Annotated in this window: 19 protein-coding genes and 2 pseudogenes; 10 read left to right on the top strand and 11 right to left on the bottom strand. The window is 61.6% G+C overall.

Annotated features, from left to right (window positions below):
* Positions 1-6 precede the first annotated feature (6 nt).
* Positions 7-957 carry a MoxR family ATPase gene (locus tag KW824_RS11345; RefSeq protein ID WP_218409832.1) on the bottom strand — a complete coding sequence of 317 codons (951 nt, stop codon included), beginning with the start codon at positions 955-957 and terminating at the stop codon, positions 7-9.
* A 194-nt stretch (positions 958-1,151) separates the two neighbouring features.
* Here KW824_RS11345 and fadI point away from each other — a divergent pair, with 194 nt between their 5' ends.
* The 5 genes and pseudogenes from fadI to KW824_RS11320 form a co-directional block, all read left to right on the top strand.
* The gene (fadI, locus tag KW824_RS11340) at positions 1,152-2,462 is read left to right on the top strand and encodes an acetyl-CoA C-acyltransferase FadI (protein ID WP_218409831.1); all 1,311 of its coding nucleotides are present in this window, start codon (positions 1,152-1,154) and stop codon (positions 2,460-2,462) included.
* On the top strand, positions 2,462-4,609 hold the full coding sequence (gene fadJ, locus KW824_RS11335) for a fatty acid oxidation complex subunit alpha FadJ (RefSeq protein ID WP_218409830.1): 2,148 nt from the start codon (positions 2,462-2,464) through the stop codon (positions 4,607-4,609). The genes fadI and fadJ overlap by 1 nt, the downstream gene beginning before the upstream one ends.
* 274 nt (positions 4,610-4,883) lie before the next feature.
* Positions 4,884-5,024 (top strand): TIGR02808 family protein, encoded by a 141-nt coding sequence (locus tag KW824_RS11330; RefSeq protein ID WP_081934454.1) that lies wholly within the window; start codon positions 4,884-4,886, stop codon positions 5,022-5,024.
* 187 nt (positions 5,025-5,211) lie between these two features.
* Entirely contained in the window at positions 5,212-5,769 is a 558-nt protein-coding gene (locus tag KW824_RS11325) for a YaeQ family protein (RefSeq protein WP_043129908.1), read from the top strand.
* Between the two features lie 12 nt (positions 5,770-5,781).
* Positions 5,782-6,033, top strand: a pseudogene (locus KW824_RS11320) (AEC family transporter); the annotation flags it as partial.
* A gap of 13 nt (positions 6,034-6,046) precedes the next feature.
* Here KW824_RS11320 and KW824_RS11315 read toward each other — a convergent pair.
* Together KW824_RS11315 and KW824_RS11310 are read right to left on the bottom strand one after the other, a co-directional pair.
* A pseudogene (locus tag KW824_RS11315) lies at positions 6,047-6,749 on the bottom strand (IS1 family transposase).
* Between the two features lie 150 nt (positions 6,750-6,899).
* Positions 6,900-7,784 carry a hypothetical protein gene (locus KW824_RS11310; RefSeq protein ID WP_218409829.1) on the bottom strand — a complete coding sequence of 295 codons (885 nt, stop codon included), beginning with the start codon at positions 7,782-7,784 and terminating at the stop codon, positions 6,900-6,902.
* Positions 7,785-8,126: 342 nt separating this feature from the next.
* Between KW824_RS11310 and KW824_RS11305 the strand changes: the two genes are divergently transcribed.
* Positions 8,127-8,273, top strand: a complete 147-nt coding sequence (locus KW824_RS11305) for a hypothetical protein (RefSeq protein WP_218409828.1) — start codon at positions 8,127-8,129, stop codon at positions 8,271-8,273.
* A 106-nt stretch (positions 8,274-8,379) separates the two neighbouring features.
* On the opposite strand, the gene KW824_RS11300 is transcribed toward KW824_RS11305, so the two are convergent.
* The 5 genes from KW824_RS11300 to KW824_RS11280 form a co-directional block, all read right to left on the bottom strand.
* Complete coding sequence (locus KW824_RS11300) at positions 8,380-8,886, bottom strand: hypothetical protein (RefSeq protein WP_218409827.1); 507 nt, start codon at positions 8,884-8,886, stop codon at positions 8,380-8,382.
* A 381-nt stretch (positions 8,887-9,267) separates the two neighbouring features.
* Positions 9,268-10,497 carry an MFS transporter gene (locus KW824_RS11295; RefSeq protein ID WP_218409826.1) on the bottom strand — a complete coding sequence of 410 codons (1,230 nt, stop codon included), beginning with the start codon at positions 10,495-10,497 and terminating at the stop codon, positions 9,268-9,270.
* A 46-nt stretch (positions 10,498-10,543) separates the two neighbouring features.
* Entirely contained in the window at positions 10,544-11,314 is a 771-nt protein-coding gene (locus KW824_RS11290; protein ID WP_043129911.1) for an ABC transporter ATP-binding protein, read from the bottom strand.
* Positions 11,307-12,359 carry an iron ABC transporter permease gene (locus KW824_RS11285; protein ID WP_218409825.1) on the bottom strand — a complete coding sequence of 351 codons (1,053 nt, stop codon included), beginning with the start codon at positions 12,357-12,359 and terminating at the stop codon, positions 11,307-11,309. The genes KW824_RS11290 and KW824_RS11285 overlap by 8 nt, the downstream gene beginning before the upstream one ends.
* Positions 12,360-12,455: 96 nt before the next feature.
* Positions 12,456-13,577, bottom strand: a complete 1,122-nt coding sequence (locus KW824_RS11280) for an ABC transporter substrate-binding protein (RefSeq protein ID WP_218409824.1) — start codon at positions 13,575-13,577, stop codon at positions 12,456-12,458.
* A gap of 546 nt (positions 13,578-14,123) precedes the next feature.
* On the opposite strand from KW824_RS11280, the gene KW824_RS11275 reads away from it, so the two are divergent.
* Positions 14,124-17,342, top strand: a complete 3,219-nt coding sequence (locus KW824_RS11275; protein WP_256351360.1) for an ExeM/NucH family extracellular endonuclease — start codon at positions 14,124-14,126, stop codon at positions 17,340-17,342.
* 167 nt (positions 17,343-17,509) lie between these two features.
* On the opposite strand, the gene KW824_RS11270 is transcribed toward KW824_RS11275, so the two are convergent.
* The gene (locus KW824_RS11270; RefSeq protein WP_214006080.1) at positions 17,510-18,037 is read right to left on the bottom strand and encodes a glycine zipper 2TM domain-containing protein; all 528 of its coding nucleotides are present in this window, start codon (positions 18,035-18,037) and stop codon (positions 17,510-17,512) included.
* 359 nt (positions 18,038-18,396) lie between these two features.
* On the opposite strand from KW824_RS11270, the gene KW824_RS11265 reads away from it, so the two are divergent.
* From KW824_RS11265 to KW824_RS11255, 3 genes are all read left to right on the top strand, one after another.
* The gene (locus KW824_RS11265; protein ID WP_218409823.1) at positions 18,397-20,019 is read left to right on the top strand and encodes an acyl-CoA synthetase; all 1,623 of its coding nucleotides are present in this window, start codon (positions 18,397-18,399) and stop codon (positions 20,017-20,019) included.
* A 209-nt stretch (positions 20,020-20,228) separates the two neighbouring features.
* A complete protein-coding gene (locus tag KW824_RS11260; protein ID WP_218409996.1) occupies positions 20,229-20,927 on the top strand; it encodes a YafY family protein in 699 nt (232 codons plus the stop codon).
* A gap of 66 nt (positions 20,928-20,993) precedes the next feature.
* Complete coding sequence (locus tag KW824_RS11255) at positions 20,994-21,314, top strand: hypothetical protein (protein ID WP_218409822.1); 321 nt, start codon at positions 20,994-20,996, stop codon at positions 21,312-21,314.
* A gap of 93 nt (positions 21,315-21,407) precedes the next feature.
* Here the strand turns inward: KW824_RS11255 and hisIE are convergent, their stop codons facing one another.
* Together hisIE and hisF are read right to left on the bottom strand one after the other, a co-directional pair.
* Positions 21,408-22,043, bottom strand: a complete 636-nt coding sequence (gene hisIE / locus KW824_RS11250) for a bifunctional phosphoribosyl-AMP cyclohydrolase/phosphoribosyl-ATP diphosphatase HisIE (RefSeq protein ID WP_218409821.1) — start codon at positions 22,041-22,043, stop codon at positions 21,408-21,410.
* A complete protein-coding gene (gene hisF, locus KW824_RS11245) occupies positions 22,036-22,809 on the bottom strand; it encodes an imidazole glycerol phosphate synthase subunit HisF (protein WP_218409820.1) in 774 nt (257 codons plus the stop codon). The genes hisIE and hisF overlap by 8 nt, the downstream gene beginning before the upstream one ends.
* Positions 22,810-22,862 lie beyond the last annotated feature (53 nt).

Genomic DNA, 22,862 nt, shown 5'->3' with positions numbered 1-22,862 from the left:
GGGCTGTCAGGGACATGGGATGGCATCCAGCAGACGGGCGATCAGGGTGTCGTTGTCGAGATTGTCCGCCAGGGCCTGATAGCTCGGGATGAGGCGGTGGCGCAAGATGGCCGGCGCCAGTTGCTGGATGTCTTCCGGCAGCACGAAATCGCGCCCGGCGAGCCAGGCTCGGGCGCGGGCGGCGCGGGCCAGGCCTATGCTGGCCCTGGGGCTGGCGCCTACCGCAATGAGGGATTCGAGCTCGGGGCAGAGGCCGCTGCCGGGGCGGGTGGCACAGATCAGCTGCACCAGATAGTGCTCTAGCCGGGTCTGCATCTGCACGGCCTGCACCGCGCTGCGAGCCGAGAGCAAGGCGGCCTGGCTCAGGGTCACGGGGGGCGTCGGCAGGGCGTCGCCCCCGGCGTTGAGCTGCAAGATGGCGAGCTCCATGGCGGGGCTGGGGTAATCCACCATGAGTTTGAGCAGGAAACGATCGAGCTGGGCCTCTGGCAAGGGATAGGTGCCCTCCTGCTCTATGGGGTTCTGGGTCGCCGCCACCATAAAGAGCGGCGGCAGGCGCCAGCTCTTCTTGCCCACAGTGATCTGGTGCTCGGCCATGGCCTCCAGCAGGGCGGACTGCACCTTGGCCGGAGCCCGGTTGATCTCGTCCGCCAGCACCAGGTGGTTGAACAAGGGGCCGGGCTGGAACACGAAGCTGGCATCTTGCGGGTGAAACACCTCGCTGCCGGTGAGATCGGCGGGGAGCAGGTCCGGGGTGAACTGGATGCGGGCGAAGCGCCCCTCGACGGCACCGGCCAGCGCCTTGACGGCCCGGGTCTTGGCCAGCCCCGGTGCCCCCTCGATCAACACATGTCCTTCACATAGCAGGGCGATCAGCAGCCCTTCGATGAGGGGGGCCTGTCCCAGAACCTGACTGCCAAGATAGTTCCCAAGTGCTCTGAATTCTGCCACCGCCATGCAATGAACCCGTTGTTTTTATGGAAGTTGATCTTTTTATACTCCAGTTGGTCCCCAAGGGCGAGGGAGGGGGCCAAGATGGGGACAATTTAGTTTCAATCAGCCGTATGAAAGTTGTGATTGGATTGTTAAGATGTGGCGCTATGAGGTCAGACCTCTCCCTTTTAATCTTCTCGTTTAACCAAGGAGCCAGGATGAAACAGCCATTGAAACTGACGACTCGCCAGGGCGAACGGATTGCCGTCGTGGCGGGTCTGCGAACCCCCTTTGCCAAGCAGGCCACCGCCTTCCACGGCGTGCCTGCGGTGGATCTCGGCAAACTGGTGGTGAGCGAGCTGCTCGCCCGCACCGATCTCGATCCCAAGCTCATCGACCAGCTGGTGTTCGGCCAGGTGGTACAGATGCCAGAAGCGCCCAACATCGCCCGCGAGATCGTACTCGGCACCGGCATGAGCGTCAGCACCGATGCCTATAGCGTGTCGCGCGCCTGCGCCACCAGTTTCCAGGCGGTGGCCAACGTCACCGAATCCATCATGGCCGGCACGGTCGACATCGCCATCGCCGGCGGGGCCGACTCCTCTTCCGTGCTCCCCATCGGGGTGAGCAAAACTCTGGCCCGCGCCCTGGTGGATCTCAACAAGGCGCGCAATCTGCAGCAGCGTTTCAATATTCTGCGTCGTCTGCGCTTGAAAGACTTGATGCCGGTGCCGCCCGCCGTGGCCGAGTACTCCACCGGCCTCTCCATGGGACAGACCGCCGAGCAGATGGCCAAGAGCCACCAGATCAGCCGCGAGGCGCAAGATGCCCTGGCCCACCGCTCCCATACGCTGGCGGCGCAAGCCTGGGCCGAGGGCAAGCTCAGTGGCGAGGTGTTCACCGCCCATGTGCCCCCCTACAAGTCGCCGCTGGAGCGGGACAACAACATCCGTGAAAGCTCGGATCTGGCGAGTTACGCCAAGCTAAAGCCGGTGTTTGACCGGCTGCATGGCTCCGTCACCGCCGCCAACGCCACCCCGCTTACCGACGGCGCCGCTGCCGTGCTGCTGATGCGCGAAGGGCGGGCCAAAGAGCTCGGTCTCGAGCCCCTCGGTTATATTCGCAGCTTCGCATTTTCCGCCATCGACGTCTGGCAGGACATGCTGATGGGCCCCTCCTATGCCACGCCGCTGGCGCTGGACAGGGCCGGCATCACGCTGGCCGATCTGACCCTCATCGACATGCACGAAGCCTTTGCCGCCCAGACCCTGGCCAACCTCAAGATGTTTGCCAGTGCCGAGTTTGCCCGCGACAAATTGGGCCGGGATCAGGCCATCGGCGAGGTGGACATGGACAAATTCAACGTCCTCGGCGGCTCTTTGGCCTATGGCCACCCCTTTGCCGCCACAGGCGCGCGCATGATCACCCAGACCCTGCACGAGCTGCGGCGTCGGGGTGGGGGACTGGGGCTCAACACCGCCTGTGCGGCGGGTGGGCTGGGTGTGGCCATGGTGCTGGAGGTTGAATGATGAGCGCTAAGACTTTTTCACTGGATATTCGCAAAGACGGCATCGGCATCCTCACCATGGATGTGCCCGGTGAGAGCATGAACACCCTGAAGGCCGCCTTCGCAGACGAGATCCGCACCGTGTTGGCCGAGATAAAGGGGAACCGCGATCTGATCGGCCTGGTGATCGCCTCCGGCAAGAAGGACTCCTTCATCGCCGGGGCCGACATCAGCATGCTGGCCGCCTGCACCAGTGCCCAGGACGCCGAGACACTGTCGCGGGAAGGTCAGATCGTGTTTGCCGAGATCGAGGCGCTGACCATACCGGTGATCGCCGCCATTCACGGCCCCTGCCTCGGTGGCGGGCTGGAGCTGGCGCTGGCCTGCCATGGCCGGGTGGTGACAGATCACGCTAAAACCGTGCTGGGCCTGCCGGAAGTACAGCTCGGCCTGCTGCCGGGCTCCGGCGGTACCCAGCGCCTGCCGCGCCTCATCGGGGTGGCCAAAGCGCTGGATCTGATGCTGACCGGCAAGCAGGTGCGGGCCAAGCAGGCCAAGAAACTGGGGCTGGTGGATGACGTGGTGCCCCCCACTATCCTGCTGGAGGCCGCCATCAAGCTTGCCAAGAAGGGCAAGCCCCGCCATCAGCTGAAGCGGGATCTGCAGGGCAAGGTGCTGGAGACCAATGCCCTGGGTCGCAAAGTGCTGTTCGATCAGGCCCGCAAGGGAGTCAAAGCCAAGACCCGTGGCAACTACCCGGCCCCTGAGCGGATCCTCGAGGTGGTGCGCATCGGCGTGGAGGAGGGGATGCAGGCCGGCCTCGCCGCCGAGTCCCGCCACTTTGGCGAGCTGGTGATGACGGCGGAATCTGGCGCCCTGCGCTCGATTTTCTTCGCCACCACAGAGATGAAGAAAGAGGTCAGCTACCAGGGCGCCGAGCCGCGCAAGGTGGCCCATGCCGCCGTGCTGGGCGGGGGCCTGATGGGGGGCGGCATCGCCTTCGTCACCGCCACCAAGGCCGGGGTGCCGGTGCGGATCAAGGACGTAGGGAGCGCCGGCATCGGCAACGCCATGCGCTACAGCTATGACCTGCTGGCCAGGAAGCTCAAGCGCCGCCAACTGCTGCGCAGCGAGCTGGAGAAGCAGATGAGCCTGCTCACCGGCACCCTGGACTATTCCGGTTTCCACCGGGTGGACATGGTGGTGGAGGCGGTATTTGAAGATCTCGCCCTCAAGCACCAGATGGTGGCGGACGTGGAGCGCGAGTGCGGTGAACACACCGTCTTTGCCTCCAACACCTCCTCCCTGCCCATCCACCAGATAGCGGCCAATGCCGCCCATCCGGAGCGGGTGGTGGGGCTGCACTACTTCAGCCCGGTGGACAAGATGCCGCTCGCGGAAGTCATCCCTCACGCCGGCACCAGCGCCGAGACGGTGGCCACCACCCTGGCCTTCGCCCGGGCCCAGGGCAAGACGCCTATCGTGGTGAAAGACGAGGCGGGCTTCTACGTCAATCGCATCCTGGCCCCCTACATGAACGAGGCGGCGCGCCTGGTGCTGGAAGGGGAACCGGTGGAGTTGCTGGACAGTGCCCTGCTGGACTTCGGCTTCCCGGTTGGTCCCATCACCCTGCTCGATGAGGTCGGTATCGACGTGGGGGCCAAGATCTCCCCCATCCTCGAGAAAGAGCTCGGCGGCGAGCAGTTCCAGGCCCCCAAGGCCTTTGACAAGCTGCTGCAAGACGATCGCAAGGGGCGCAAGAACGGCAAGGGCTTCTACCTCTACGGCAAGGCGGCGCCGCGCAACAAGCTCACCGGCAAGGAGGGCAAGAAAACGGTGGACGAGAGCGTCTACGCCGTGCTCGGGGTCAAGGTATCGCCCAAGCTGGCCCGCCAGGAGATCGCCGAGCGCTGCGTGCTGCTGATGCTCAACGAAGCGGCCATGGCGCTCGACAGCGGCGTGGTGGCCTCGGCCCGTGACGGCGACATAGGTGCCATCTTCGGCATCGGCTTCCCGCCCTTCCTGGGCGGCCCCTTCCGCTACATGGACAGCCTCGGCATCGATCACCTGGTGGGGCGCCTCGAGTACTACCAGAAGCGCCACGGCGATCGCTTCGCCCCCTGCGCACGCCTCAAGGCAATGGCGGCGGAGCAACAGCGCTTCTACTGATCCCGGGCGACATGCAAAGGATGTACGCGAGGCGACCCCGGGGTCGCCTCGCTTTTTTGTCTGACCGTGGGCTGGGAAGGGGGGAGCGCTCGCCTCCATGGACAAAAAAGCGGCACATCAGGGGCCAAATCATTGATCTGGCGCAAACTGGTGCCCCATTTATTACTTTGGTGGCATAGGACTCAGGCACCGGTTGAGGTCAAATAGCCTTATCAGGAACGGGGACTACTCCGTCACGAAAGGGACACCCATTTCACTGGATGAAGGACACGTTATGAGTCTGCTTGAACAAACCATCTGGAACATATTGGGATACGGGGCCATGCCCTTTATCTTCCTGAGCGGCTTCGTGGCCGTGGCAGTGATCTGCTGCCTGCTGCTCAATGCCTTCGGGGTCAAGTCCGCCGAGAAGTGAGTCACTCTCGTTCATGCCGCCAAATGCCAGTCTCACGACTGGCATTTGTTTTATGTGTCTTTTAAAGCACTTATCCAGGTCCAAGTGGGGAAACCTTGGTCAATATGGTCGAACCCGGCGGCCATTTTGATTACACTGGCGCCCGGCATGTCCGCCCTTTTTCTTTTATCAGGTGTTCACGATTTCTATGGCGCTCAAGGCAACCATCTTCAAGGCCCAGATCAGCTTGTCTGACATGGACCGCAATCTCTATCAGGACTTCTCCCTCACCCTGGCCCGTCACCCCTCCGAGACCGACGAGCGGATGATGATCCGGCTGGCGGCCTTTGCCTGGCACGCCGCCGAGCGGCTGGAGTTCACCAAGGGACTCTCGGCGGACGACGAGCCCGAGCTCTGGCGCAAGAACTACTCCGACGAGATCGAGCTCTGGATTGAACTCGGCCAGCCCGACGAGAAGCGCCTCAAGAAAGCGTGCAACCGCTCCCGTCAGGTGGTGCTCTATCTCTACGGTGGCCGCGGCACCAGCGTCTGGTGGAAGCAGAACCAGGGCAAGCTCGGCCTGCACGACAACCTCACCGTGATCGAGCTCTCCGACAGCCAGACCCTGCCCCTGACCGCCATGGTGGAGCGTACCATGCAGCTCACCTGCACCATCTCGGACGGCCAGCTCTGGGTCAGCAACGGCACCCTGGAGGTCACCCTGGATCCCGTGGTGCTGATGGGGCGCCCCGCCCGCGAACTCTAAGACGGACTCCCCATGCTCAGTGCCCTGCTCGATATCGTCATCCCGGTGTTTGCGGTGGCGGGCCTCGGCGCCCTCTACGGGCGGCTGCGCGGGGGAGCTGAACTCGGTTACATCAACCGGGCCAACATAGAGCTCTTCTCCCCGGCGCTGGTCTTCTCGGCGCTGGTGAAATACCCGCTGGATCTGGCGGCCCATCTGCCGCTTATCATGGCCGGGGCCCTGGTGATACTGCTGCCGGGCTTGCTGTTCTCCCTGCTCAGGCTGGTGATGCCTCCAATCAGTTGAAATGGAGCCTTTCGATAAAGGCACCAATCACTTTCTCATAGAGCTCAATGGAGCGAGAGAAGCAGATGGTTTTGCGAGCCAATCGCTTGATGCGCGTTCTGAGCGTCAGGTTGTTACGCTCGATACGCTGGGTGAATGTCTTCCCGGTCAGATGCGTCTCGATCGGAACCTCTCTTGCATGGCTTCCCCAGTCATCGCTGGTGATAAAACCAATCTGGAATGGAGAAAGCGGGCTCAGCAACCTACGGCATGCCCCATCGTTGCGCGGGCCAAATGTATAGGTAACGACTCGTTTTCCTTTGGTATCAAAGGCATACCAAAGCCAATGTCGATGCTGTGTGTTGCCGACATAGGCCCATTGCTCATCAAGTTCACAGATAAGCACCACGTCATCGAGCACCACCTTTTGGGAGGTTACTTGCCTTGGGGTGAATGTTTTAGGGCGCGCAGGACAGTGTTATGTTGAGGACGCGAGCGGTGTCGCGAACACCTGAGCCGTTGAACGCCATACCAACAATCTTGTCTTTGACGCCAGGCTTGCGGGCTTCATAGGTGTAGGTGAGCTGAAACACGTGGGGACAGGCGGGCAACGATAGCGAACATGGCCGGCAGGGGTCTTGCCATGGCGGAATACGCGGTTTGATTGGCAGCGAGGGCGTGAACAGTGATGGATGCCATGAAGCTGTGAGTCTCAAAGGAACCCATCATACCAGCTCAACCGATCGGAGGCATCACCCGGCCGGAGACGGTGTGACGGTGGGGGAGGGATGGGAATGGAAAACGGCGGGAAAATCCGCCGTTTTTTTATGTATCGTAAACGTCTTATTACACTTTGCTAATCTAAACTACGGCCCTATCAGTCCGTGGGGGTTAGATTGGGGTTTCTCGGTATGAAAAGAATAGAGGTCCATTAGTTTAACTGCTCTGGGTTTTGAATAATAAAATCCCTGTATCGCCCAACTGCCGCTGGACAGAGCAATGTCGTGCTGTTTTTTTGTTTCAATTTTACTGACGATAGTTGTTAAGCTGTATTTTTCCTGAAGTGATAGCACGCAATCTTTGAAATCATTTATCTCTAGTTGCGATGATGGAGGGGCGCCAAATTTTACGCAACTGAATATCCCACTTGAAAGATACCGTTTACGCCAGTCTCCCCCTTGCCATAAGAAGTTATCGACAGTCAGGTTAATGTTATGCTCTTTGAGCCTCACCAAGCTATTAATGGTGATGTTGTTGTCAATAATCGGGCAGTGGCTTATCTCAATGTATAAAGAAATGTTGTATGAAGAGAAAATATTGGAAAAATAAATTAGAGCTTCTTCTACAGCGTGTAGTATTCGGTATTCAACTTTAAAGAAAAACATGGTCACTTTTTCTTTTAAAGCATTAATAAGTGCGTCGCTTAACTGTAAAAGAGTTAATTCAATAAGTGATATTGAGTCACATGAGTTATAAAAACTAGTGGGAGGGACAGCCTCCTGTGGTCGATATAAAATCTCCAATAGCCGTGGCTGACCTTCAATGGCGATGGACGGGAGACTGACTTGGCGTGATCTAAATATCGATGCTATATGAATGTCCTGAACCACAGGCTGGAAAAGATTTATGATAGTAGGATTAAATGATAGTTTGCGTTTGCTGTTGAATAATTCAATACGTTCAATCCCGATCATTCGGTAGGTTAGAATATCAACACCATGATCTCTTAGCTGTTTAAACAGACCAGTCATACCATGTTCCTTATGTGTACTGGTGATCTATACGTTAAATTATGACAGCGTCCAAGAAAAAGACTCTATTGGCACTTTACCATTAAGGGGATTCGGTGTCACGGAGAAGATGTAGCACACCATCCCCCCTCTGTAGGGATTGCAGAAGACGGTTCAAGATCGGCAGTCCATAGACCGTGGGACCGTGTGGTACCCACTCTCATGTCAGATGCCCAATTGGTGCATACATAGTTTTTCCATAGCGCACTAGAATTTGAGTATTCATACTAAAAACAAAATTGCCACTGTCAGAAATGACAGGTGGCTCATTATTGGCCGCAGATGGCTTCATCAGCATTGGCAATGAGCCGGCCGCATGCAAGCCTGGCGCCCAAGAAGGCGGTGGACTTCCTGAGCGACAAGCCCATCGAGATCGAGCTGGAGGGGGAGTTGTTGGCGTTGGGCGGGAAGGCTGCGCCCTTCTATGTGGATCGGCCGGAGGCTGTGTAAGGGCTAGATAGCAGAACGGCGGGGAGACCCGCCGTTTTCTTTCGTATTCGTCCGATTATACTTGGCGGCTAATCGAACCTACGAGCTAATTGAACTAAGGCTCAAATCACAGATCCTTTGTGGCCTTAGCTGCTTGTTGTTTCTCATCCTTCATCTGTTCGTTGGAAATGGGTTGATAAATGTAGGTAAACCCTCCAGATTGGCGAATGTCATTGTACTCAAGCATGATCGTTACATCACTCCCACTTAATCCCCACCAATATTTATCCATGTATTTATTTGGGCGGAATGGCTCATCAAATTTTTGAGTTAGCGTTTCCTGAATTTTGGAGAAGTTAGTTGTGCCAGCAAATTTGACGGTGACTGCAAAAAAACGGTCCTTGTAGTAGCAATAAGTAATGCTCCTCAAATCGGCATCGCCAATATTTAAGCTCTCTTTATTTCTGGCAAAGCACTTCATGTCTCCATGATCCTCCACAAGTGCGGCTCCACCCGCCAATGCACTGGGTGATGAGGCCCACGGAATATCACGAAACCCGGTGGGAGGTGTGTAGCTAGCCAATGCTGTGCTAGAAACGATAACCGCGCTCATGACTAGTTGCTGAAACTGCATAATTGATTCCTCCATGGATCAGGGCCTTATGTTCGGTTAACACAACGTAATCGAACATTCGCATCCAACCTGTGATGCACCTCTGTAATCCACCATAAATCCGCGCTTTCACCCATCTCTTTACAATGGGGCATATCTGAATCTCTCAGGAATGCCCCATGGCCACTTTTTCCAACCTCAAACGGCATTGGACCTGGTGGCCAACTCACCGGCCATGCAAATAGGGCCGCCACTGGCGTAGCAGGTGCAAGACTGGGTTCATATCTGACTTGATAGCCGTTATCACAATGTATATCGCTCTGCCTTTGTGTGTTGGATTAGCTGTAAGTTATGTAGGGGGGGAGGGTGTAGACATAAACAGGGCGGCCTTGGCCGCCCTGTTTATTGATTGGCTGCCGGCTGTGGCTGGCCATCCTTGCGCAGCTGGATATAGAGGCCAAACCCGGCCAGCAGGCCGGTGAGGGCCAGCAGCAGCCAGATGGCGGTGGCGGGGCGGCTGCCTGCATCCCCCAGCATAAAACCGATAAGCAGGTTGCCAAAGAGTGCCATGCAGCCGCCGGCGCTGGCATAGAAGCCGTAGTAGCTGGCGAGTTGCTCAGGGGGGGCGTAGCGGGGCAGCTGGGCGGCAAAAAGCGGGAAGCAGAGGATGGAGCCTAAGGAAAGCAGGGCCACCTGCGCCAGGACCCCCGCCGTCGGCCAGGGGGAGAGCAGCGGCAGGGCGAGATAGCTCAGGCCCATCACCCCGATCCCCAGCCCCATGGCGAGCGGCACCCCAAGGCGGCGCTCCACCAGACGGGACGCCGGCAGCTGGAGCAGGACGCCGATCACCGCCGAGAGGGTGAAGACGCCGCCGAGCAGCTGGGTGGCGTCCTGCAGGCTCTGGATATGGGCGGGCAGGGCGAGATAGAGCTGGTGGAACAGGATCTGGTAGCTGCCCGCCAGCAGGGTGAACACCATGAAGGGGCGCTGGCGCAGGATCTCCCGCCATTGGCGCAAAATGGCGTCGCGCGGGCTCTGGCTGCTAACCGGGCGTTTGGGCAGCACCCGATACTGCAACACCCCGAGCAGGGCGAACAGGCTAGCCGCCAGAATACCCGTCAGGGCATAGCTCTGCTGGGTCAGTGCCAGGCCGAGCAGAGGGCCGAGCAGCATGCCCGCCTGGCTGGCGAGATTGTGCAGGGCGAAGGCGCGCTGACGTTGGCTCGGGGTGCCGCATTCGCTGGCGAGATAGGCCTGGGCGCAGGGGGTGAACAGGGCCCCGGCAAAACCGGTCAGGGTCGCCGCCAGCAGCAGTATGGGCAGGGACTCGGCCCAGCCCAGCAGCACGAAGCCGACCGAGCGCACCAGGCAGCCCCAGACGATGGCGGGGTGATAGCCGATGCGATCCCCAAGGGTGCCCCCCAGCAGAAACAGCCCCTGCTGGCTGAAGACCCGCATCCCCATGACCAGGCCACAGGCCCAGCCGGCGAGGCCAAGCCCGCTGCCCATGTGCTGGGCGAGGAAGGGCATCATCATGTAGAAGCCGAGGTTGAACGCCAGCCCATTGATGATGAGCAGGCGGGCGGCCGGGCTCATGCCCTGCCAGTCCCGCCAGTAGGAGGCGCCGTTCATCTTGTGTGTACCCTGGGGCCGGTTGCGGGCCATGCCGAAGGGGCCGTCATGATTGTCTTCGCAGGGTACGCAGGAAGGGGGTACCGCTCTGATCGTGGCTTATCTGCACCGGCACCTGATAGAGGCGCTCGATGAGGGCCGCGTCGAGCACCCGGGCGGGGGGGCCGAAGGCCTGCAAGTCACCCCCCGCCAGCACGATCAGCTGATCGGCAAACTGGGCCGCCAGGTTGAGATCGTGCAGCACCACCAGGGTGATCCACTGCTGCTCCCGGGTCTGCTGGCAGAGGTGCTCCATCAGCTGCATTTGGTGATGCAGGTCCAGGGCGCTGACCGGCTCGTCCAGCATCATGATGCGGGGATCGCGCAGCAGCACCTGGGCAAAGAGCACCATCTGCCGCTGGCCGCCGCTCAAGGAGTAGAGGGGGCGATCCGCCAGATGGGCGATGCCAAGCGCCTGCAGGGCGCGGCCGGCCGCCAGTATGTCCTCGTCCGCCAGACGCATGGAGAGGCTGTCGAGGCGCCCCAGCACCACCACTTCGATGACGCTCAAGTCCAGCTCCAGCTGGATGTTCTGGGGCATGTAGCCAAACTGCTGGCGCCATTTGGCTTGTGTCATCTGACGGGCACTCTGGCCCCCCAGGCGGATGTCGCCAGCGGCCGGGGTCAGTTCACCGAACAGGGCGCGCAGCAACGAGGTTTTGCCGGTCCCGTTCGGGCCGATGATCACATGGACCTGACCCGGATGCAGGGTGAGGTCGAGCTCTCGCAGCAGGATCTGCTGGCCGAGGGAGAGGGAGAGTCGGGATATTTCAAGCACGTTTACGCCCCCTGCCGAGGATCAGCCAGATGAAGAAGGGCACACCAATCAGGGCGGTGACGATGCCGATGGGAAAGAGAGCCCCCGGAATGATGGACTTGGAGAGCACCGAGGCCGCCGACAACATGCAGGCGCCGCACAGGGCCGAGAGCGGGATCAGGAAGCGTTGATCTTCCCCCACCAGCATGCGGGCGATGTGGGGGGCCACCAGGCCGACGAAGCCGATGATGCCGACGAAGCTGGTGGCGGTGGCGGTGAGCAGGGCGACCAGGATCAGGGTCTTCATGCGCAGCCTGTCCACGTTGACCCCCAGGCTCCTGGCCCGGGCTTCCCCCAGACGCAGGCTGGTGAGGGCCCAGGCATCCCGGTAGATGAGCAGGGTGCAGATCAGGGTGACGGCGGCCGTGATGATCAGGGAGTCCCAGGTGGTGCGCATCAGGCTGCCAAACAGCCAGAACATGATCTGCTGGTTGAGCTCGGGGGAGGAGAGGAACTGCAGCAGGGAAAGCAGGGACTGGAACAGGAACAGCAGGGCGATGCCCGCCAGGATCAGGGTCTGGCTGCTGATGTTGCGCATCATGGCGAGGCCGAACAAGAGGCTGGCGGCAAACATGCACAGGATGAAGGCACCGGCCGGAATGGCGATCAGGGGAGGGAGCCCGAGACCGCCGCTATAGAGCGCCAGCGCGGCGCCAAGCCCGGCCGCCGCCGCGAGCCCCAGGGTAAAGGGGCTGGCCAGGGGGTTGTCCAGCAGGGTCTGCATCTGCACGCCACCAAGGCCCAGCGACGCGCCGACCACCAGCGCCATCAGGGCGATGGGCAGGCGCATGTCATGGACTATTGTGCGGGTCATGGAGTCCGCCTGGGCGGGGGAGAGCAGGGCATCGATCACCTCCCCAAGGGGCAGCAAGGAGGGGCCGGTGGCGATGTCGAGCACTAGCGTGATGCACAGCACCAGGGTGAGCAGCGCCAGCCAGTGCCAGCGACGACGCTCCCGTTGCCGCTGGCGGGTGAGGGTCTGCTGCAGGGCAGCCAAATCATTCATGATGACAATCCTGAAGCGGGCGCCATGAGGGCGCCCGGTTAAAGAGGGATGACGAAAAGGGCTCTGCCAAGGTGGGCAGAGCCAGAACGACCGGATTTAGTTTGCTTCACCCTGCTTGATACCCAGCATGAAGGTGCCCTGGGGGTGAATGGGCAGATAGCTGCGGTAGAAGCCCTGATAGGTGACCAGGGGATCGAGATCCTGGAACAGATCCGGATAGAGCGCCTTGGCCATGAACTCGATGAGGGCGGCATCCATGATGCTGCGGGTGGCGCCGTGATAGACCGCATAGAGGCGACCCTGCTGCACCGCGGGCAGCTCGCTCCAGCCCGGACGGGCGGCAAAGCCCTGCAGACGCTGGCGCACCGTCTCGGCCGAGACGTCCTGACCGACCTGCATCGCTTCTGCACTGCTCACGCTCTCGTATCCCGCCATCAGGATCACCTCGGGCTTGCTCGCCAGCAGTTGCTCAGGGTGGATGGGGCCCCAGCGTTCGACAAAGGGCGCTGCGACGTTGTCACCGCCCGCCAGCAGGGCCATGGCGCCCCACATGTCCTTGCCATAGGTGTAGCTGTATTCGGCCGGTCCCTTGTCACCCAGCTCGATATAGACCCGGGGTGGCTGGCGCTTCGCGGTGGCGATGCGGGAGGTGATGGTGTCAATCTTGGCCTTGTACTCGTCGGCCATTTTCTGGGCTCGGGCCTCCTGGCCGGTCACCTTGCCAAGCAGCAGGGTGCTCGCCATGTGGTGGGTCAGGGTCTGGGCGTTGTAGTCCACCACCACCACAGGGATGCCTGCCTGCTCGAGGCGCGGCAGATCCGGGGCCAGGGCCTCGTATTGCCACTGGGCCAGGATCACCAGATCGGGTTTGACTGCCAGGGTCTTTTCGATGGAGAAGCTCTGATCCTGCACGTTGCCAAGGTCGGGCACCCTAGCCAGTTGCGGCAGGCTGGCGACATAGAGGGACCAGATGGCGGGGCGGGACTTGACGAACCAGCCACGGGACATGCCCACCAGGCGATCGGCGCCGCCTTCACCGGCCACGGCCAGATAATCCTCGGGATAGAAACCGAGCACGATGCGGCTGGCCGGCAGGCTGAGGGAGACCTTGCGGCCCATCACATCTTCCACTTCAACGGGGGCGGCGGCCTGCGCCATCCAGCTCATCAGGGCGAGCTGACCAAGCAGCAGCAGCTTTGCCAGGGGGTGACGAAACATCTTGTAGCACCTCGGGAATAAAGACGGTCAAAAAAGAAAGTGAGAACTATTGCTATTCGTGAGCGCAAAAGCAACAAACGTTTGTGCCATCTCCTCTCTTGTTATTTCTGTCATTACTGAACCGGTTTCACACGAGCACAGAGTATCGTTCCAATGAAGCCCATCTCACTGCCTTCACGGGGCATGGGGGCCTGTGGCGCCTATCTGGCTGCACTTGGAACCACGCTCTGGCCGCCTCGCTCGCACCTCTGGAGCGGCTCTCAGCCCCGGACTCTGCTCGATGTCGAGCCCCTTGGCATGGCCCCCCAGAGGTGGCGACGACTTCCTGCGCACCGATAACAGGCACTGACCATTCGGGTATTGATCGTCACCTGCACGCAACAATTTGCGGTCATTGTTAGCCAGCTCTCAGCGGCTCCGTCGTCAAAAGGGCAGAGTAGGCGCGATCTTGGTCATCGGCCGAGTTCGACAGGTAACAAGGTGCTGCGGCCCGCCTTGCGCGGGGCGCCAATAACATAATCTGCAAATAAAAAAAGGAAACTGACCATGTCAGGAAGACACTCTCTGGTAGCGCTGGCCGTCGGGCTGGCGCTCTCTGGACAGACACAGGCACAACTGCTGATCAGCGAATACCTGGAAGGATCCAGCAACAACAAGGCGGTGGAGCTGAGCAATCTGGGCGCGACTCCCGTCGATCTCTCTCAATACCGTTTGGCGCTCTATGCCAACGGCAAGCCTCTCACCGATGCCCCCACCAACAGCCTGACACTGCAAGGCACGCTCGCCCCCGGTGCCAGCCTGGTGCTGGCCAACCCCTCCGCCAGCGGCGAGATCCTGGCCAAGGCGACCCAGACCAGCGGCAACCTGGTGTTCAACGGTGACGACGCCCTGGTGCTCTATCGCGGCAGCGAGATAGTGGACAGTTTCGGCCAGGTCGGGGTGGATCCGGGCACTGCCTGGGTGTCTGGCAGCGTCTCGACACTGGACATGACCCTGCGCCGCAAGGCCACCGTCAGCACGGGCCGCACTGATGCGACCGGCCCCTTCGATCCGGCACTGGAATACGTGGCCGCCGCCAAGGATGACGCCAGCGGTCTCGGCTGCAGCGGCGATGCCTCCTGTGATGGTACCCAGCCGCCCGCTTTCGTCTGCCCGGTGGATAGCTTGGTGCCGGTGCCTGCCATTCAGGGTGCCGGCAGCAGCAGCCCGCTGGTACCGGCCGGCAAGTTTGAATCCGAGCAGGCCCATGCCACCCGTGGCATCGTCACTCAGGTGGTGAACGGTCTCTACAAGGGCTTCTTCATCCAGGACCCGCAAGGGGACGGGGATCCGGCCACCTCCGACGGCCTCTTCATCCACAGCACCCAGGCCAACGGCGCCATCGTGCCGGGCGCCGAGGTATGCGTCTCGGGCAAGGTGAAGGAGTATTTCAACCAGACCCAGCTCAGTGCCGATGCGCTGGTAGTGACCCAGCCGGTGGGGGCTGTGCCGGCGGCGGTGGATCTGGTGCCGGTGGCGGGCGAGAGCCTCAGCCAGCTGCTGGAGCGCCACGAGGGGATGCAGGTACGGCTGGTGCCCGAATCCAGTCTGGTGGTGACCCGCAACTTCAGCTTCGATTACGACGGCAAGCGCAACAACCTGGTGCTGGCCTATGGCGCGCCGCTTATCAAGTCGACCCAGAAATTTGCCGCCATGAGCCAGGAGGCGAGCGACTGGGCCCTGCGCAACCAGCAAAATCAGCTGGTGGTGGAGACCGACGCCAAGGCGCCGGACGGTGTGCTGCCCTGGTTCCCCGGCTTCAACGCCGAGGATGGTTACCTGCGCATCGGTGACAAGCTCAATGGGCTGGAGGGGGCGCTTGGCTACTCCTACAACCTGTTCAGACTGGTGGCGAATAATCGTATCGATGCCAGCAACATCGATCACAGCGGCTGGGACAGGGTCGAGACCCCTGAGCTGGCCGAGGCGGGGGATCTGCGGGTCGCGAGCTTCAACGTGCTCAACTTCTTCACCACTGTGGTGGGGGGGGATGCCAACCCCACCGGCAGCAACCGGGGCGCCCTGACGGTGGCGGAGTTCGAACTGCAGCGCACCAAGATCGTCAGCGCCATCACCCGTCTCAATGCCGACGTGGTGGGGCTGATGGAGATAGAGAACAACGGCTACGGCGATAACTCCGCCATCGCCAACTTGGTGGCGGCCCTCAACGCCGCCCAGCCGGACGAGGCGGATCACTACGCCTGGGTGGCTTCCCCCGATGGCCAGCCCATCGGCACCGACGCCATCACGGTGGGTCTCATCTACCGGCCCGCCAGCGTGACGCCAGAGGGGGCTGCCAGCCTCATCGAGCTGCCGGTGCAGCAGGCCGAGGCGCAGGACGCCAGCGGCAAGCCGGTTGCCATCAAGCAGGGCATGCGCGAATCGCTGCTGCAGCGCTTCAGCTCGCCTAAGGGGGATGCGCCCCTGACCCTGGTGGTCAACCACCTCAAGTCCAAGGGTTCCGCCTGCTTCGAGGATTACCCCGACTACGCCACCGCCGATCCGCTGGACGGGCAGGGCCACTGCAACGCGCTGCGGGTCTCCGCCGCCAAGGTGCTGGGTGAGCGCCTCAAGGCGGTGAGCGGGGATCTGCTGCTCATCGGCGATCTGAACGCCTACGGCATGGAGGATCCCATCCGGGTGCTGACCGACTATGATCCGGCCGCCCAATCGCGCCAGATCATGAGCGCCTCTTTCACCACACTGGCGGGCCAGCCTTTCGAGGAGAGCGGCAGCGCCCTTGGCAAGGGCTATGGTCTGGTGAACCTCAACACCCGCTTCCACGGCACTGACACCTACTCCTACAGCTATGAGGGTGAGCTCGGCAACCTGGATCATGCCCTGGCAAGCCCCGGCCTCGCGGCCAAGGTGATCGGCATCGAGGATTGGCACATCAACTCCGCCGAGAGCAACTTCTTCGAATACGGCAGCAAGTACACAGGCCAGCTGGCCAAATCGGACGGGCCCTTCAGCGCCTCGGATCACGATCCCGTGCTGGTGGCGATCCAGTATCCGCTGCCGCCCGCCGGAGTATTGAGTCTCGAGAGTGCCGTTGCCAGCGTGGAGGAGGGCAGCATTCTCGCCCTGTCCGTGGCGCGCCGTGACGGCAGCCATGGGGAGGCCAGCGTCAGCTATCGCATCGCCTTTGGCAGCGCCGATGCCAATGACGTGGCGCCCCTCACCGGTACTCTGAACTGGGCGGCGGGCCAGAGCGACAGCCAGACCATCCAGATCCCGGTGAAGAGCGACACCCTGCACGAGGGGGATGAGACCTTCACCCTGGAGCTGTTTGACCCGAGCGGCGCGGCGCTGGGGGAGCAGCACCAGACCCTGGTGACCATCAAGGACAAGCTGGCACCGTCCACCATCTCCCTGGCCCAGACCAGCCTGACGGTGAACGAGGGGCAGTGGTTTGCCGAGATCCCTGTGGTACGCAGCGGCGATCTCAGCAAGCCGGCCCGCGCCCAGTTGGGCCTTGAGGGGATCACGGCGCGCTGGGGGCTGGATTTCCTGCCCTGGTTCGGCCAGTCGGTGAGCTGGGCCGCCGGTGAAGGTGGCAGCAAGTCGGTCAAGGTGCTGATCCTGGATGACTGGTTCGTCGAGCCTACCGAGCAGTTCAAGGTGGGTCTTGTGAAGGTGCAGGGGGCCCAGCCGGGTGCCGTGCAGGAGACCCGGGTCGACATCAAGGACAACGACAAGTCCTGGTGGCCCTTCGGTCGTCACTGATGAGCGTCAGTACCAAGATGCATAACACAAGGGGCCCGCGGGCCCCTTTTTGTCGGTCGGCACTGCGGCCTACCTGGCAACGCAGAGATGCGGGCATCTCTTCGCCATGAAAAAAGCCCACCTCGTCGGGTGGGCCTTCTCCATGGCAGGGCGCTCCTAACGGAGTATCAACCCTGCGCGTTGCTCAGTACCAGCTTGCCATCCTTGACCGGGATGGTGGGGCCGGGTTGTTTCTCCATGCGGATCACCCCTTCCTGACCGGCGAGGCGGTAGGTGACGTCATAGCCCAGGGTGCGGGTGCTGCTATCTTGTACCGTCTTGCAGCGCTGCTCCGTGGTGGTGTAGGTGTCCCCGGCCTGCATGTTGCCCTGCACCTGGTTGCCCGCATAGCCGCCGGCGACGGCCCCCGCGGCGGTGGCGACCTTCTTGCCGCTGCCGCCACCGAACTGGTGGCCCACCACGCCCCCGAGGGCTGCGCCGACCACTGTGCCCAGGATCTTGTGTTCATCCTGCACCGGCTTGCGGTGGGTGACGGTGACGTTGCGACACTCCTGGCGCGGCGTCTTGATGGTTTCGGTCACCGGTTTGCTGGCCAGCACCTCGGCAAACTGGGGCTCTGATGAAAACAGGGATCCGCTGGCTGCCGCCGACAATGCCAGCGCAGAGGCAATACCGATCCCGACACCTGCCAACATGGATTTGTTCATCTCTTTAACTCCTGTCTACTGTGATTGCCCGCTCTCGGGGCCTGTGAGCATTCTTGTCATTTTGCTGCCCCCACTCAAGCAAAAGGGCCCGGGTCTGCGACAAGGCCTGACTGCGCAAAAAATGACCGCGGCAAAAAGGCGTCTGTGTTTGGCGACAAAAGAGAGGGGGGTCTGAGGGCGCAGACCAGCAGGCGTGGGGTCGGGCCTGCTTAAGACGTTTTGCTAATACCTGCCCCCAGAGCCCCTTGATACCCTTGCACTCAGTACCAGAAAGCCGCCGCCGGCACGATGCCAGGGCGCGTTCACGGCTGCACCGCCGCTTTGCACCCCGATGAGGAAGGAACCCGATGACAAGCCAGAACATCTACGAGACAGGTCTTGAGAAAACCGCTGCCAATTTCGAGGCACTGACCCCCTTGAGCTTCCTGGCCCGGGCGGCTCGGGTCTACCCCGACTACCCGGCGCTGATCCACGGTCCCTTGCGCCAGAGCTGGGCCCAGACCGAGGTGCGATGCCGCCGTCTCGCCTCGGCCCTGCGCCGCCGCGGCATCGGTGAGGGGGATACGGTCTCCATCGTCGCGCCCAATGTGCCGGCCATGTTCGAGGCTCACTTCGGCGTGCCCATGAGCGGCGCCGTGCTCAACACCATCAATACCCGGCTCGATGCACAGTCCATGGCCTTCATCTTTCAACACGCCCAGAGCAGGGTGGTGCTGGTGGACAGGGAGTTTGGCGCCGTGGTGCGCAAGGCGCTCTCTCTCATCGACAGCCAGCCTCTGGTGATCGCCATCGACGATCCAACCTATCTGGAGGGGGAACTGGTCGGCGAGCTGACCTACGAGGCCTTGGTCGCCACAGGGGATGAGCAGGAGCCAGGCTGGCTGCCGGCGGACGAGTGGCAGGCTATTTCGCTCAACTACACCTCGGGTACCACGGGCAACCCCAAGGGGGTGGTCTATCACCATCGCGGCGCTCACCTCAATGCCATCAACAACGTGCTCTCCTGGGAGCTGCCCAAGCACCCCGTCTATCTGTGGACCCTGCCGATGTTCCACTGCAACGGCTGGTGCTTCTCCTGGACTCTGGCGGCGACCGCCGGGGTGAGCGTCTGCCTGCGCCACGTGCAGGCGGGCGCCATCTATGAGGCGCTGCACGAACACAGGGTGAGCCACTTTTGCGCCGCCCCCATCGTCCTCAACATGCTCAACAACGCCGATCCGGCCTTGAAACTGGGGCTCAGTCATCCCATCAAGGCGATGACGGCGGGGGCAGCGCCGCCCGCCACCGTGATCGCCGGCATGGAGGCCATGGGGATCGCCGTGACCCACGTCTATGGCCTCACCGAAACCTATGGCCCCTGCGTGGTGTGCGAGCCCCAGCGAAGCTGGCAGGGACAGGATGCCACGGCGCTCTCGCGGCTCAAGGCGCGCCAGGGGGTGGCCTCGCCGCTGCAGGGGGAGATGCGGGTGGCCAACCCCGTCAGCGGCGAGCCGGTGCCCCGGGATGGCAAGACCCTGGGGGAGATCTTCTTGCGCGGCAACATCGTCATGAAGGGCTACCTCAAGAACCCGGCGGCGAGCGAAGAGGCGATGGCGGACGGCTGGTTTCGAAGCGGGGATCTGGCGGTCTGGCACCCGGACGGCTACGTGGAGATCAAGGACAGATCCAAGGACATCATCATCTCCGGCGGGGAGAACATCTCCAGCCTGGAGGTGGAGGACGTGCTCTATCGCCACCCGGACGTGGATGAGGCCGCGGTGATCGCCATGCCGGACGAGAAGTGGGGGGAGGTGCCCTGCGCCTTTGTGAAGCTCAAAGAGGGCCGGGTGCTCAGCCAGGCGGAGCTGATTGCGTTCTGCCGCGAGCAGATGGCCCACTTCAAGGTCCCCAAGCGCATCATCTTCACCCCCTTGCCCAAGACCTCCACCGGCAAGGTGCAAAAATTTATGCTGCGCCAGCAGTTGGAGTGACCCAGGTGGAGTCGTCATCCAATCAACGGGCCCAAGGGCCCGTTCTGCTTTTCATGACCTTTGGGGACGAGGCTCAGCCGGAAGCGGCCGGAGCAGGTAAAGGCTGCTGGCCAACAAAGCGTGCCTTTCGAGCCCATCCCGGCTTACCATGCCCTCCACGTCCCGCTGGCCTGAGGATGCCCGTGAGAAAATCGGATCGACTGTTTCAATTGACCAACCTGTTGCGGGCTCACCAGCCCCTGACCGCCCGCGAGCTGGCGACGCGTCTGTGTGTCTCTGAGCGCACCATCTACCGCTATATGGACGATCTCTCCCTGGCGGGTATCCCGGTTTACGGTGAAGCCGGGCTGGGTTATCGACTGAGTGAAGGGTTTGAAATGGCGCCCTTGCAGTTGAGTGCTGCCGAACTGGAAGCCCTCATCACCGGGGTGAATCTGGTGGCAGTGCTGACCGGCAAGGGGATGGCCGATCCGGCGCGCTCCCTGCTCGCCAAGATAGAGGCTGCCCTGCCAGCAAAGGACGTCCAGGCGACTCGCGACCCCGTGGTGCGGGTACCGGACTATCGTACGGAGCATCCGGTATACGCTCGCTGGGACAGGTTGCACGACGCCATCACGGCCGGGCACTGGCTGGAAATAGGCTACCAGGATGCCAGGGCCAGCAGGACAGGGCGCCATATCTATCCTCTGGGGCTCTTTTACTGGGGTGGATGCTGGACACTCGGCGCCTGGTGCGCGCTGCGTCGAGCCTACCGGGATTTCAGGGTGGATCGCATCGATACCCTGGCGTTGTGCCGCCAGGGGGAAAGCACTCCCCCCGGTGTGACCCTGGCCGATTACCTTGCCCTGCGACAGTCGGATGCATTCGCTGCTGCGGATGTTGACGGCAAGAAAGCCATTGGGGACTGACATAAGGCTGTCAGTAGCCCTTCGTTATGCTGGTTTCTCCAGACCATCCACAACGGAGAGAACTAGATGATCATCAATGGCGACATGCAGGGGACAGGGGGTGTCGAGTTTGCCACCTTTAGGCTCAGGGAAGGGGTGACGGAGGCGGATCTGCTCGCTCTGTCACGGCGGGTCGAGTCCGAGTTTCTTGTCCAGCAATCCGAGCTCATCGTGCACTGCCTGCTGCGCGGCGCCGACGGCCTCTATGCCGACCTGGTGATGGCGCCCAGCCAGTCACTGGTCGAAGCCTATTGCCAGCAGTGGTTGCACAATGAGGTGGCAGCGGAGTATCTGACCCTGCTTGACCGCAACTCGGTGAACATGAGCTTCTGGACCCGCATCGGCTGAAAGAAACGCTGAGCCTGCCATCACCTGACAGGGTGGCGACCATGAAATGAAACGGGCCCCTGAGGGCCCGTTTTGTCGAGATGAGTTCAACGATTACTTGGTGTGGCGCTCATAAAGGCGCTGCACCACATCCTTCAGGCCCAGTCCCTCGTTTTGCAGCAGCACTGTGAGGTGGTAGAGCAGGTCCGCAGATTCGTTGATGAGCTCTTCCCTGTCTTTCGCCATGGCGGCCAGGGCCACTTCGACACCCTCTTCACCCACCTTCTGGGCGATGCGCTTGGTGCCTTTGCCATAGAGGCTGGCGGTGTAGCTGGTGGCGGGGTCGGCCCCCTTGCGTGATGCCAGGATCTGCTCGAGCTCGGCGAGGAAACCGAGCGGCGGCAGCGGGTGGCCGTCGAAGCAGGAGGGATTGCCCAGATGGCAGGTGGGGCCGACCGGGTCGGCCGCGATCAGCAGGGAGTCCTGATCGCAGTCGGTGGTGATGGCGACCAGTTTCAGCACATGGCCGGAGCTCTCGCCCTTGGTCCACAGGCGCTGCTTGCTGCGGCTGAAGAAGGTGACCTGGCCGGTGTTTTGGGTCTTTTCCAGGGCCTCGCGGGTCATGAAGCCCTGCATCAGCACTTCGCCGCTCGCGGCATGCTGGACGATGGCGGGGATCATGCCGTCACACTTCTCCCAGTCCAGGCGCTCGGCGAGGGGCAATGCATTGTCTACTGCTTGATTATTCACGGATGGCGACTCCTTCGTTTTTCAGCCAGCGTTTCAATTCGGGAATGGGGATAAGGCCCTTGTGGAACACGGACGCCGCCAGGGCGCCGTCCACGTCGGCAAGGGTAAAGGCATCGCGAAAATGTTCCATGGCCCCGGCGCCGCCAGAGGCAATCAGCGGCACCTTGCAGACGGCCCGCACCAGTTTGAGCTGCTCGAGATCATAGCCCTGGCGCATGCCGTCCTGGTTCATCACGTTCAGCACGATTTCGCCGGCGCCGCGCTTTTGCACCTCCTTGACCCACTCCAGGGTGGTCCAGCTGGTGGTGCGGGTGCGGCTCTCGTCACCGGTGAACTGCTTGACCTGATACTCGCCGCTCTGCGCGTCGAAGTAGGAGTCGATGCCCACCACCACGCACTGCACGCCGAAGCGCTCCGCCAGCCGGGTGATCAGGGTGGGATCGGCCAGGGCCGGGGAGTTGATGGAGACCTTGTCGGCACCGAATTCCAGGATCTGGCGGGCATCCTCCACGCTCTTGATGCCGCCGGCGACGCAGAAGGGGATGTCGATGACCTCGGCCACCCGGCTCACCCAGCTCTTGTCCACCACACGGGCGTCACTCGAGGCGGTGATGTCATAGAACACCAGCTCGTCGGCACCCTCCTCGGCGTAGCGGCGGGCGAGCTCGACGATGCCGCCCATCACCTCGTGGTTGCGAAACTGCACGCCCTTGACCACCACGCCATCTTTGACGTCGAGGCAGGGGATAATACGCTTTGACAACATGCTCATTGCTCCATGTAAAGCACAGTTAAAAAAACATCGTTCTGCCGGTGATG

This window comes from Aeromonas sp. sif0611 (assembly GCF_019218845.1).
Classification (GTDB): domain Bacteria; phylum Pseudomonadota; class Gammaproteobacteria; order Enterobacterales; family Aeromonadaceae; genus Aeromonas; species Aeromonas media.
Note: the sequence above shows the minus strand (reverse complement) of the source record. Positions and strands in the feature narration are given on the sequence as shown.